This is a genomic window from Kordia sp., assembly GCF_045105435.1.
Taxonomy (GTDB): Bacteria; Bacteroidota; Bacteroidia; order Flavobacteriales; family Flavobacteriaceae; genus Kordia.
Genome location: NZ_JBGCDL010000047.1, coordinates 1 through 13,575 on the forward strand (window position 1 = coordinate 1; position 13,575 = coordinate 13,575).

The window sequence follows — 13,575 nt, forward strand, 5'->3', positions numbered from 1 at the left end:
TTGTTATCAGCATATAATGTTAATGTAACATTTGCTAATCCAGCTTCTCCGTTATCTAAGATAGCGTCTTCGTTGTTGTCATCATAAACAGTTCCGAAAACATCATAGTTTACAGGAATTAATGCTTCATTGATTCCAAAATTAACATGTACATCATTTGTAGAACCTGTTACGTCAACAACTTCTGGAGTTGTAGATGTGTAAGTTGTAGTTGGTGTATTGTTTGGTACAGTTACAGAAACTAATGTTTCAGCTACCTCAACATTGTTAAATATATAAGAACCGTTTGAACCTGTAACTTGAGAATCAATTACTGTATCTCCAGAATCTAAAACATTATCATTATTGTTATCAGCATATAATGTTACTGTAATTCCTGAAGTTTGAGTTTCTCCTTGTCCACTATTAAAGCTTCCGTTCTCGTTATTATCATCAAATACGAAACCTTCAATCTTGTAAGATACAGGTGGCGTTAAGTTGATATAATCAGATGCATCAGTAATTCTACCAACATCTTCAGAATTTAATCCAGAAATCTCATTTAATGATCCTAACTGAATGCTGTTAAAAGTTCTTAAACTAGATGGCGCCGTATACTTTTGTACAAAACTTTTTGTCTGATAAACGTTTTGAGGACAACCATGGTAGTAATATGTAGTGTATGTTCTTTTGTTTTTTAATAACTGTAGATTGCTGTGCTTATCTTTAGCCATTTGAGCATAAACATCTTCGTTGTTAGCCCAGTCATATCTGTTGCTATTGAAGTTATATGCCTGTACTTGGTAAGAAGTAGCTGCGTACATTTGACCGTTATCACCAACAACGATATCTCCAAGTTCTCCTCTGTAAAGGAAACTAGAGTACCACCAGTTGTCATAAACTGGTCTTCCGTTTGCTACAGATGTTGTTTGTCCAGAAGCATCAGATAATCCATTGAAACAAATCTCTAATAAGTACATGTAGTTGTTGTATGTACTGTGAGAATAACTTTGTGTATAACCGTCCGAATAAGTTTGCGCAGTTGAGTTAGTACCTCTTTGTTGTAATTCACCGTCATTACCTGTAGCATTAGGGTCTTCTGGTAATTCTACTTCTGGAATGTAATCGTTTACATTGTCATTCAATTCGTTTGCTTCTTCAGCTTCGATAATAGCGAAATCTTCAGGATTCTCTCCGTTTCCGTCTCTTCCTCCGTTATCCTCTTCAGTTGCCATAGCCACTGGAGTGCTCGTTCCTCTAGTAGTAAACATACCTGTCGACACTGTTCCTGCCGCTCTTTGGTTGTCACTTAACTCATCTTTAGGATTTGAGTTACCAGAAGTTCTTCTTCCATCTCTGTAGTAGTAGCAATACACAGGATATTCCATTGCGAAATATAATTTCCCGTTATAAAAAGTTCCTCCACCAGAAGCGAGACCTCTAGAAGAATACGCGTGACCAGTACCTGTAAAAAAGTGTCTTACTGATCCAAAGTTTTTATGTGTATTTGTGTACACATTGTAACCATAAATTGTCCAGTTGTAACTAGAGATATGGTTAGAAACGTAAAGAACCCATCCCGTAGCCTGATCACTAGCGATAGAGTTAATTTCGTTTACATAAGGTGATGTTGCCAACAACGTAGCGTGGTACGTGTTCATGTCGAGGGCGTAAATTCTTTTTCCCGCAGAGATGATAACCGAGTTATCATTTGTGGTCATCATTTCATTCTCGACAACATTTTCGCTTGTGGGCATTGAATTTGCGAAAACATTCGTCAGTCCTAATAAGGCTGTTAGGACCAAAAGAGTAATTTTAGTCTTCATTGATTTGCTGTTTAGTTAACTATTATATGTACCATCGTACACTAATAGGTTTTGTTTAAAATAAGTTTGGGGTGAGCGGCTTAATTCTCGAAGACAAAAATATTTGGAATTCTTCTAATAAACAGACAACAGGTTTTTCTTTTAGATAAAACGTCATTAAAATCGAGAAAAAGCATTTTATGTAGTCCATAACTTACGTTAATGTAGGTATTTACCTTATTGGTGTTACGGTTTCTGTGTTTATTATGGATAAATATTGAAGATAAAACTAACAATCATTAGCAAAAGTAGTAAAGTATCGGCAATCCTTTTGTTTTCCATATTTTCTAGCAAATTTGCCATAAAAACGGCTAATGGAAATAGCAATAAAAGTTCCGTATTTTGAGTCACATTTTTAGCAAATAACACGTATGTAATCCCTATAAAAAACAGTGCTTTAGTTAGTAAAAAAGAAATCTTTTTTTGAGAAGAATACGTTTTGTATTTTAGAAAAAATATTACAAAAATTATGCTAAAAAGCATGGTAATGAATAAATGTAGCGCAATTCGTCTATAACTTGTCGCTGAATAGTTAATTTTTATATCAAACTGAAATAATGGGTTTATAAGAACGCTTTGCTCCATACTACATAGGTATACAATATATAAACCAATGACCACAACTACACCAATAAAAGGAACAAGCCAATTTTTATAATCGCCCGATACATACATCAAAATTCCAACGTACAAAACAACAAAATATACTACAATCCACGAATCAAACAAAAGTGCTACACTTATATATAAGGATGCATCAAATATTTTCTGTTTTACACTTCGTAACGATCCCAATGTAATAATCCGTCTAAAAGCAAAAAGCAACAATAAGTATATACAAACAATCTTTATATTGTCGAAAATAGAAGGAAATAATCCCAAAAAAATAGTTGCCAAAAAAAGCGCAAAATCGTTTTTCTGCGTCAAATCGTTCTTCTTTACAATGAAATTGGTCATCAATAAAGAAAATAACAATAAAATTAATACCGGAATTTCTAATAATAACAAAGCATGCTCAAACACCTTATCACTTGAAAATAAGTGTATTACAAAATACACAAGCAAAATTCCTGTGCAGAGAATAAAATTTATTGGTTTTGATTTGCCAAAAACGCTTGTTATCATTTGAGGTTTTTATATTTTTGTAGTGTAAATATAATATGATTTATCGATGAACAGTCTATTTGAAGGAATTGCATACTTATTTGAAGAAATTTTATTTCTACCATTTAACGCATTGCGCGCATTAGAATTAGAGAGTTGGACATTAGCCAACGGATTAAATTGGATTTTTATGTTAATTGCTGCTGCCGCAATGATTTATTGGGTGAAGCAATTGAAAAAATTTGATAAAAACGACAACGAACGTAAAGATGTAACTTCGCACTCTTATTTATAAGTCGAAACCAATATCTTTTCTATAATACATCTTATCAAAATGTAACTTTTTTATGTTTTGATAAGATTTTTTTATGGCTTCTCCATACGTTGGCGCGTGCGACGTAATAGCAATCACTCTTCCGCCATTGGTCAATACTTTTTCTCCTTCTAGTTTTGTGCCTGCGTGAAATACAATAGATCCTTCAATTGTTTCCGCTCCTGTAATTTCTTTTCCTTTTTCATACGCTTCCGGATATCCGCCAGAAACCACCATAATTGTTGTAGCAGCTGCTGGTTTTATATTGATATCGATCTGATCTAAAGATTGTGTACCAACTGCTTCCAATACGTCAAGTAAATCATTTTCCAATCGTGGAATAACAACTTCTGTCTCCGGATCGCCCATGCGCACATTATATTCTATCACAAACGGATCATTTCCAACTTTGATCAATCCGATAAACACAAAGCCTTTGTACGGTAAGTTATCTTTTTGAAAACCTTCCACTGTCGGTTTGATGATGCGTGTTTCAATTTTTTTCATAAACTCCGCATCTGCAAATGGTACTGGCGATATTGCGCCCATTCCGCCAGTATTTAATCCTGTATCACCTTCGCCAATTCGTTTGTAGTCTTTTGCCGTTGGAAGCGTCACATAGTTTTTTCCATCTGTAATGACAAAACAACTGAGTTCAATTCCATCTAAGAATTCTTCAATGACAACTTTCGTACTTGCGTTACCAAATTTGGCATCGACCAACATTTCGCGTAATGCGTCTTGTGCTTCTTGTAAATCCTTAATGATCAACACGCCTTTTCCGGCAGCCAAACCATCTGCTTTTAATACATACGGCGATTGTAACGTGGTCAAAAATTCGCAACCAGCTTCTACAGTATCTTTGGTAAAACTTTCATATGCAGCCGTTGGAATGTTGTGACGCATCATAAATTTTTTAGCAAATTCTTTACTTCCTTCCAATTCGGCAGCTGCTTGTTGCGGACCAATAACGTGAATTCCTTTTAAGGCATCGTCATTCAAAAAATAATCGTGAATTCCGTTTACGAGCGGATCTTCTGGGCCTACCACAACCATTTCAATATTGTTTTCAATCGAAAATTTCCCAATCGCATCAAAATCGTTCACATGCATCGCTACATTTTCAGCAATTGCCGCTGTTCCTGCATTTCCTGGCGCAACATATAGTTTGCCTAATTTTGGACTTTGTGCCAATTTCCATGCAAATGTGTGTTCTCTTCCTCCTGATCCTAAAACAAGAATGTTCATAGTTGTGTTGTTTGTTGTGGTTTTATAAAGAAATGTTCTATTAAAAATCGAATTAAATAAAAACCCGATTTGAAAGCCCCAAATTTAAGCGCCTTTCTGTAAATAGCATAGTTGTATTTTAATAAATTTAGTTTATTGGACGAAATCGAATTTTCACGCACACGATATCTTGCTAAAGGAGCTTCCAAACTATAGGCAAAATCTACTTTTTTAAGTAATGCAAGCCACAATGCCCAATCTTGACGTTTCCGAATGTTTGGCATGTATACTTTACCGAGTTTTTCCGCATTATAAATTCCCGTAAGGTTGCCAATATAATTGCTTTTAAGCATTTTTGAGAAATCTACTTTTGGCAATGCTTTGATCATTTTTCCAAGCGATTTTCCTTGCTCGTCCATCAATTCGTAACTCGTAAAACTCACGGCAATGTCTTTTTTTTGCATGAATGCGATTTGTTTTGTGAGCTTTTCTGGCTTCCACAAATCGTCTGCGTCTAAAAATGCAATATACGTTCCTGTAGCGTTTTCTATGGCAGTATTTCGTGCGATAGCGGCACCAGAATTGGTTTCCAATACATGAATTTTGATACGATCGTCTAAAGCGGCATACTTTTGTAAAATGGCTACAGTTGTATCTGAGGAAGCATCGTCCACAATCACTAGTTCCCAATTGGTATAGGTTTGCGCACGGACAGATGCAATGGTTTCCGAAATAAAGGCTTCGGTATTGTAAGTTGGCGTAATGACAGAAACTAACGGTTGATGCATAATTAGTATGCCTTTTTTTCTCCTTTAACGATGTTGGCAATGGTTTCAAAGATAATTTTTATGTCTAAGAACAACGACCAATTTTCAATATAAAATATATCGTATTTGATACGATTAATGATGTCTTCATCATTTTTTATTTCGCCGCGATATCCTTTTACTTGTGCCAAACCAGAAATTCCAGGTTTTACGCTGTGGCGGAATACAAAGTTGTATTTGTCAATTTTTTTGGCGTATTCTTTTGTGTACGGAATCATATGTGGTCTTGGTCCTATGACAGACATGTCGCCTTTGAGTACATTAAAAAACTGTGGCAATTCGTCAATACTCGTTTTTCGGATAAATCGTCCAATTTTAGTCACGCGCGAATCTTGCTCCGTTACATGTTCGTAGTTAGAATCGTTGTTATTGGCAAGCGATCTAAATTTGTAACAATTAAATTCTTTGTAATTGATTCCGTTTCGCACATGTCGGTAAAAAACAGGTCCTTTTGATTCTAATTTAATCAAAATTGCCATGAGCGGAATTAACCAAGAAAGCACGCAGATAATGATAATTAGAGAAAACGCAATATCAAATCCGCGTTTAATAAATCGGTTGATATTATTATTTAAAGCCGTTTCTTGAATTGATAATACTGGCAAATAATTGTAATAATCAGTTTTTAATCGCTTGGTAATCAGTTTTTTTGTGTTTGGAATGAACTTAATATTGATCATATTCAAACTCGCATATTTTACATAATCATTTACGTGTTTTTCCGAAAGTTCATCAATAGCGCAGTAAATTTCGTCGATTCCAGTTTCTTGTTCTATAAATTCAAAACTCTCTTCAATCGTCCCTTTAATGAGTTCATTTTTTGTATCGCTAAAAATACCTAACAATTTATAACCAAGGTCTTTGTTGTTTCTAAACAAGCGCTCCAATTCTTGCGCACCGGCATTAAAACCAATAATAATGACTCTGCGAATGTTTCCATCTAAAACAGAGCGGTATTTTTTAAGTCCGTAATACCCAATTATTTTACCCAAACCGATAATTCCAAAACTCAGCATTAAGTATTTAAACGTGACAAATGCTGAAACATTGATACTTCTAAAAATACCGATAAATGCATACATAATCAGCGTATACGCAAATAATTGTTTGATGACTAAGGATAAAATATGTGGCACCGACGAGAATCGATACACACTATAAAATCTTAAAAAGAAAGAAGATAACGGCCAAAAAATAATGGTGTATATGATGAATAATAAGTGCTTATTATTCCAAAAACTCGATTCAAAAAAGTATAAATCTTGATCGTTAAAGTCAAAAAAGAAAAAGACAAGAATATTGATGACGCACAAGTCGAACACCATAAAAAATGGTCGCAGGAGCCATGAATATCTTCCTTTTACATGCATGGTTTACATTCTTGTATAGGTTGAAAAATCTTTGTGTTCTTTTTTGAATAATTCGCTTTCTGGCAACGATTTAAAATATTCGTACGTGCGTCGCATTCCTTCTTTTCGGTCTACTTTTGGTTCCCAATTAAGGATTTCTTTTGCTTTACGGATATCTGGTTTTCGCTTTAGCGGATCGTCTACAGGTAATTCTTTGTAAATTACTTTTTGCTCAGTTCCTGTCAAACTAATAATTTCTTCAGCAAACTCACCAATAGTGATTTCATGCGGGTTTCCAATGTTTATAGGTTCTACATAATCACTCATTAATAACCTAAAAATTCCTTCTACTTGATCGGTTATGTAACAGAATGATCGTGTTTGCGTTCCATCACCAAAAACGGTTAAATCTTCGCCGCGTAATGCTTGTCCAATAAATGCTGGAATTACACGTCCGTCGTTCAATCGCATTCGTGGTCCGTAGGTATTAAAAATACGCACAATACGCGTTTCCAATCCGTGAAAGCGGTGATATGCCATTGTAATGGATTCTTGAAAACGTTTGGCTTCGTCATACACACCGCGTGGTCCAATGGTATTTACGTTTCCGTAATATTCTTCGTGTTGCGGATGCACTAACGGATCGCCATATACTTCGGAAGTAGAAGCAATTAAAATACGTGCATTTTTTTCTTTTGCCAAGCCTAATAAATTATGTGTTCCGAGCGAACCTACTTTTAAGGTTTGAATTGGAATTTTCAAATAATCTATCGGACTTGCCGGTGAAGCAAAGTGTAAAATATAGTCTAGTTTTCCAGGTACGTGTACAAATTTAGTAACATCGTGATGGTAAAACTGAAATTCTTTAAGATGAAATAAGTGTTCTATGTTACGAATATCTCCCGTAATAAGGTTGTCCATACCAATAACGTGATATCCTTCATTAATGAAGCGATCACATAAGTGTGAACCTAAGAATCCTGCGGCTCCCGTAATTAGAATTCGTTGCATAGCATTGGTTGGTTTAGGGTTTTATAATACGTCTTTACGTCCAATAGAAAAATAGGTAAATCCTTCTCTTTCCATGTCGGCTACGTCATATAAATTTCTACCGTCAAAAATGATCGGTTGGTTTAGGTTTTCTCTTAGTTTTTTGAAATTTGGCGTTCTAAATATGCTCCATTCGGTACAAATAATTAACGCATCTGTATTTTCAATAGCGCCGTACATGCTGTCTGCATATATTAATTTATCCCCTAATTTCTTTTGAACGTTTTCCATGGCTTCAGGATCAAAAACTTTCAGTTTTGCGCCTTTCGCTAGTAATTCGTCAATGATATATAATGATGGCGCTTCGCGAATGTCATCAGTTTCTGGCTTAAATGCCAATCCCCAAAGTGCAATTGTTTTTCCTGTTAAGTCGTCTCCTAAGTGTTGTAATACTTTCGGAATTAACGCTGTTTTTTGCTTATTATTTACATTGATAACGGCGTCTAATATTTGAAAATTGTAATGGTTGTCTTTTCCTGATTTGTGCAATGCTTTTACATCTTTCGGAAAACACGATCCGCCATAGCCAATTCCTGGAAATAAGAAACGTTTTCCAATACGTGAATCTGTTCCCATACCGATACGAACCTTGTCAACGTCTGCGCCTACTTTTTCGCAGAAGTTCGCAATCTCGTTCATAAAGGTAATTTTAGCCGCTAAGAACGAATTAGCAGCATATTTTGTAAGCTCTGCCGATTTTTCATCCATGATTAAAATCGGATTCCCCGAGCGTACAAACGGTTTGTATAAACGCTGCATGAGTTTTGTAGCACGTTCTGAACTTGAACCAATAACAATACGTTCTGGTTTCATAAAATCGTCTACGGCAAAACCTTCGCGTAAAAACTCTGGATTTGATACTACGTCAAATTCAACTTTGGCGTGTTCGGCAATGACAGCAGTCACTTTTTCGGCAGTTCCAACGGGTACGGTACTTTTGTCCACAATAACGCGGTATTCCGTCATCAGTTTACCAATGTTTTTGGCAACACCAAGCACGTACGATAAATCGGCAGAACCATCTTCATCTTCTGGCGTTGGCAATGCTAAAAATATAATTTGTCCGTGTGCTAATCCATCTTCGAGTGAAGTGGTAAATTTTAAACGACCTGCGTTTATGTTTCTATCAAAAAGTATATCTAAATGAGGTTCGTAGATAGGAACTTCACCATTTTGCATTCGGGTTACTTTGTTTTTATCAATATCAACACAAAGTACATCATTTCCAGTTTCAGCTAGGCACGTTCCTGTAACTAGTCCTACATATCCTGTTCCAACAACAGTTATTTTCATGCGTTATTTTTTATTTCTTTTAAGCTTTAATTTCTAGTAAAATTAAGACTCTTTATTTGATATTTTATTTCTTAATCGTTCCTTAGGATACTTTTTTGTCTGATAATTTTTTGACCTTGGTATCTTTTTCTTTTTTGTCTAATTCTTCATAAGAAGAGTTCATACTTTTATATTCAGGAACCAATGCTTTCATGCGTTTTACAACTGCTAGTTTGTCAAATAATGAAGCAGAATCGATCAACTCAGCAATGTTTGTATTTATTTCTTCGTAATCATACATTTCACCACGTGCAATCATAATTTTTTCGTTATATGTTGGCAATGTGGTTGATTTGTCGTTTAGTAATTCTTCATATAATTTTTCACCTGGACGCAACCCAATGATTTTTATATCGATGTCTTTGTAAGGTATAAATCCTGCTAGTTTGATGATTTTCTTCGCCAAGTCAATGATTTTTACCGCTTCTCCCATGTCAAATATGTAGATTTCTCCACCATTCCCCATGGCTCCAGCTTCTAGTACTAATTGACACGCTTCTGGAATGGTCATAAAGTATCGAATGATATCTGGATGCGTAATGGTTAGTGGACCACCTTCTGTAATTTGACGCTTGAATAATGGTACTACTGAACCGTTTGAACCTAATACATTTCCAAAACGCGTCGTTACGTAATTGGTTACATAGCGATTGTCATTTTTGAATGCTTCTTGCAAGGTTTGCACATATATTTCTGCAATTCGCTTGGAAGCTCCCATCACATTACTTGGGTTTACCGCTTTGTCCGTAGAGACCAATACAAATTTGTCTGTTTGAAATTTTAAAGCCGTATCTGCCACGTTTTTAGTTCCCATCACATTGACAAAGATTGCTTGTGAAGGATTGTCTTCCATCAACGGTACGTGTTTGTACGCTGCCGCGTGATAGACTACTTGTGGCTTGTAGAGTTCAAATATGTTTTCTAGCTTTTCTTTGTCGCGCACATCTGCAATAACGGCTTCAAAGTCCAAGTCTGGAAAGTTTGCTCTAATTTCCATTTGTATTTGATACAATGGTGTTTCCGCTTGATCAACAATGATTAGTTTTTGCGGATTGTAATTTGCAACTTGTCGCGCAATTTCACTACCAATTGAACCGGCGCCACCTGTGACTAAAATTCTTCGGTCGTACAATTCTTTCGCGATAAGCTTATTGTTTAAGACTATTGGCTCTCTTTCGAGTAAGTCTTCAATTTGTACATTTTGTATTTGTTGCGCTAGGTTTACGTTTTCCTTATCTTCCATATCGGAAACAATTGGCGCTCTAAATACTTTAAAGTTATGTTCTAAACATTCATCTACAATTTTGATACGTTCTTCTTGCGTCATTGATTTGTCTGCTAAAATGATCGCATTTGCACCATGCGCACGCAATATTACAGAGAGTTTTCTTTTGTAATGAATGATAGGTAATCCTAAGATTTCTTTACTTCGGTTTTTTCCTTTTTTGTCAATGAAGCCAATGAGTTTATATCGAATTGGACGTTCTACTTTGAGTGCGTTTGAAATGGCAATCGCGTTGGAATCAATTCCGTAAATCATCACGTTTATTTGATCGTCTTTGGCTGCATGATCAAAATATGCTTCAAATACTTGCTTTACTAATACTCTGAATAACAATAGAAAAGAAAACGACATTACAAAGTATATGAACAGTCTAGGAATTAAGAATAGATTGTTCCCTCTAAACATTAAGTGTGAAGAGTTTACGATGAGTAATGTGATTAAAGTGGCTAACGAAGCTAGGAAAAATTTAATTGCATCAATGAATGTTGAGTGACGAATTAATCCTGCATACGTTCTAAAGAATATAAAGAATAACAGGTTTGTGATTAGAATTAATCCAGAGTTTGGAGAAATTCCAAAGAATGATTCTGAAGATAAACTAAGATCTGTAATGTTGATATTGTTGACAATGACGCTTGTCACAATCACCGCTACACAACAAATAAACATGTCAAAACATAAGATAAGCCATCTTGGTAAATATCCTATGTTCTTAAAATCAATGCGTTTTTTGCTTGATTTAAAGACTTGTTTTATTGCCTCTTTTATGTCTCTTGAATTCGATACCTTCATTTCTCAAAAAAACAGATTCGTTTTGTTTAACGTTACAAATTACTTAATTTATTTGTTTCTATGCTAGAAAAGCGCCTATAACTTGTGCAATACGCTCTTTTTCTTGTGTAGTTAGGTTTGATCCTGATGGTAAACACAATCCTATATTGAACAAATTTTCACAAACATTTGTTCCGTAATACGGATATTTTTCAAATATTGGCTGCAAGTGCATTGGTTTCCAAAGCGGTCTTGATTCTATGTTGTCTTCCCACAAGAAAAGGCGTAAGTCTTCACGAGAAAAACCTGCTACACTTTCATCAACGGTGATACAACTTAACCAATGGTTTGAGAAATAGTCGTCGTTTGGCTCTTCAAATACGGTAACTCCTGCCACATCTTTGAAGATGTTTTTGTAAAATGCTTGCATGCTTCTACGCAATGCAATGTGATCGTTTAAGACTTCCATTTGTCCTCTACCAATTCCGGCTACAATGTTGCTCATGCGGTAATTGTATCCAACTTCGGAATGTTGGTAATGTGGTGCATCGTCTCTAGCTTGTGTTGCTAAGAAAATGGCTTTCTTTTTGGCTTCTTCGTCATTACAAACAATAGCACCGCCACCAGATGTTGTGATGATTTTGTTTCCGTTGAACGATAAAGCAGCATATTCACCAAAGGTTCCACAACTTTTTCCTTTGTAGGTTGAACCTAATGATTCGGCGGCATCTTCAATGATTGCAATTTCATATGTGTTGGCAATTGCCACTATTTCGTCAATTTTTGCAGGCATTCCATATAAGTGAACAGGAATGATTGCTTTTGGCTTTTTTCCTTTTGCGATTCTGTCTTTGATTGCCGCTTCTAAATGAATTGGGCACATGTTCCATGTATCGGCTTCGCTGTCAATAAATACAGGTGTTGCTCCTTGGTATAGAATTGGATTCGCGGAAGCTGAAAACGTCATACTTTGACAAAGTACTTCATCGCCAGCGGTTACTCCAGCTAAGATTAGTCCTAAGTGAATGGCAGCCGTTCCTGAGCCTAGCGCACCTACTTCTTTTTCGGTGTTTAGAAACTGCTTTAAATCGTTTTCAAATCCTGTTACATTTGGTCCAAGTGGAGCGATCCAATTCGTGTCAAATGCTTCCTTTATGTAGGATTGTTCGTTTCCGCCCATGTGCGGAGATGAAAGCCAAATTCTTGAGTTCATAGTTATTCGTTGTTGTACTTTTTTATTTTTCCTGGGTTTCCTACGACTACAGCAAAATCGGGAACGTCTTTTATGATGACTGCGCCCGCGCCAATAGTTGCCCATTTGCCAATTTTTACATTTGGAATTACAATCGCACCTGCGCCAATATGTGTTCCTTCTCCAACGCTTACATTTCCTGTAATGGTTGCGTTTGGTGATATGTGTGCAAAGTCGCCAATAGTGCAATCGTGTTCAATGATTGCTGCTGTATTGATGATGACATGTTTGCCAATGTTGGCAGCTGCGTTGATGTTGGTTCCGTTCATAACAACCGTTCCTTCTGCTATGGTTGCTGAAGATGAAATGGTTGCTGTTTTGTGAATGAGTATTGCAAAGTCATTTGTTAGTTTTTGGCTGATGATTTTACGAATTTTATTGTTTCCTATGCTGATTAGGAATTTGTTATCAGTATATTTTGCCATTTCTACTGACGTCACGACCGGAATTCCCTGTAGAAATTCGCTTTTCGGTTGATCGTCAATGAACGCTTCAACCACAATGTTTGTGCTTGTTGCTACATCTTTGACCACTTTTCCGTGTCCGCTAGCGCCAAATAGACAAATTTTACTCATTTATTATCGTTTTATTATTGCTGTCGCTTACTTTTTTGTTTTGATTTTCAGCTACTTACAATTTTTTGTATGGTTTGCAATATTATTTTCAAATCTACTAAAAAACTTCTAGTGTGGTAGTAGTGTAGATTCATTTTAATTTTATCGGGGTAAATTACTTCGTCGTTGTATTGTTTTGGGTCTTTTTTGGACGCCAATAATTGTTCTTCGTTTATGTATTTTAAGGCGGCTTCGGAAGTCATTCCTGATTTTAGTGTTAGAATTTTTCTGTTTTCGCCTTCGAGCAAATCGTAATATCCAGGCAAATCGGGTCGCGGTCCTACAAAACTCATTTCGCCGATGAGTATGTTGAGTAGTTGCGGCAATTCGTCAAGTTTTGTTTTTCTAAGAAATATGCCCCATTTTGAGGTTTTTTTTCCATTAGCAAATAACGATTTGTATTTGAACATCGTAAACGATTTGCCGTGTTGCCCTATTCTGGTTTGTAAAAATAAACCGTTGGACTGCAACGTTACTGTTGTAACTATCCACAATAAAAACATTGGCACAAGCAATACGACAAGTAATGTAAAGGAAAGAATAATATCAAAAATACGTTTTCCGATCATTACGTGTCTTTTGGAGTTTTATTTTTTGGAATGCTTTG

At 35.8% G+C, this 13,575-nt stretch carries 12 protein-coding genes; 1 reads left to right on the forward strand and 11 read right to left on the reverse strand.

The features are described 5' to 3' along the window. A partial coding sequence (locus AB8B65_RS02010) for an SdrD B-like domain-containing protein (protein WP_405299128.1) occupies positions 1-1,805 on the reverse strand: 1,805 nt, incomplete at its 3' end. A gap of 243 nt (positions 1,806-2,048) precedes the next feature. Beyond that, on the reverse strand, positions 2,049-2,969 hold the full coding sequence (locus tag AB8B65_RS02015) for a hypothetical protein (RefSeq protein WP_405299129.1): 921 nt from the start codon (positions 2,967-2,969) through the stop codon (positions 2,049-2,051). 46 nt (positions 2,970-3,015) lie between these two features. Here AB8B65_RS02015 and AB8B65_RS02020 point away from each other — a divergent pair, with 46 nt between their 5' ends. Beyond that, positions 3,016-3,243, forward strand: coding sequence for a DUF6341 family protein (locus AB8B65_RS02020; RefSeq protein WP_405299130.1), 228 nt, complete (start codon positions 3,016-3,018; stop codon positions 3,241-3,243). Here AB8B65_RS02020 and purD read toward each other — a convergent pair. From purD to AB8B65_RS02065, 9 genes are all read right to left on the reverse strand, one after another. After that, positions 3,238-4,509, reverse strand: coding sequence for a phosphoribosylamine--glycine ligase (purD, locus tag AB8B65_RS02025; protein ID WP_405299131.1), 1,272 nt, complete (start codon positions 4,507-4,509; stop codon positions 3,238-3,240). The genes AB8B65_RS02020 and purD overlap by 6 nt on opposite strands. Beyond that, positions 4,506-5,276, reverse strand: a complete 771-nt coding sequence (locus AB8B65_RS02030; protein WP_405299132.1) for a glycosyltransferase family 2 protein — start codon at positions 5,274-5,276, stop codon at positions 4,506-4,508. Before AB8B65_RS02030 ends, purD begins: the two co-directional genes overlap by 4 nt. Positions 5,277-5,278: 2 nt before the next feature. Beyond that, the gene (locus tag AB8B65_RS02035; protein ID WP_405299133.1) at positions 5,279-6,685 is read right to left on the reverse strand and encodes an exopolysaccharide biosynthesis polyprenyl glycosylphosphotransferase; all 1,407 of its coding nucleotides are present in this window, start codon (positions 6,683-6,685) and stop codon (positions 5,279-5,281) included. A gap of 3 nt (positions 6,686-6,688) precedes the next feature. Then, positions 6,689-7,675 (reverse strand): UDP-glucuronic acid decarboxylase family protein, encoded by a 987-nt coding sequence (locus tag AB8B65_RS02040; RefSeq protein ID WP_405299134.1) that lies wholly within the window; start codon positions 7,673-7,675, stop codon positions 6,689-6,691. Between the two features lie 21 nt (positions 7,676-7,696). After that, positions 7,697-9,007 carry a UDP-glucose dehydrogenase family protein gene (locus AB8B65_RS02045; RefSeq protein WP_405299135.1) on the reverse strand — a complete coding sequence of 437 codons (1,311 nt, stop codon included), beginning with the start codon at positions 9,005-9,007 and terminating at the stop codon, positions 7,697-7,699. A gap of 82 nt (positions 9,008-9,089) precedes the next feature. Next, positions 9,090-11,123 (reverse strand): polysaccharide biosynthesis protein, encoded by a 2,034-nt coding sequence (locus AB8B65_RS02050; protein ID WP_405299136.1) that lies wholly within the window; start codon positions 11,121-11,123, stop codon positions 9,090-9,092. Between the two features lie 58 nt (positions 11,124-11,181). Next, positions 11,182-12,315, reverse strand: a complete 1,134-nt coding sequence (locus AB8B65_RS02055) for a DegT/DnrJ/EryC1/StrS family aminotransferase (RefSeq protein ID WP_405299137.1) — start codon at positions 12,313-12,315, stop codon at positions 11,182-11,184. Positions 12,316-12,317: 2 nt separating this feature from the next. After that, a complete protein-coding gene (locus tag AB8B65_RS02060) occupies positions 12,318-12,929 on the reverse strand; it encodes an acetyltransferase (RefSeq protein ID WP_405299138.1) in 612 nt (203 codons plus the stop codon). A gap of 47 nt (positions 12,930-12,976) precedes the next feature. Beyond that, entirely contained in the window at positions 12,977-13,537 is a 561-nt protein-coding gene (locus AB8B65_RS02065; protein ID WP_405299139.1) for a sugar transferase, read from the reverse strand. Positions 13,538-13,575: the final 38 nt, after the last annotated feature.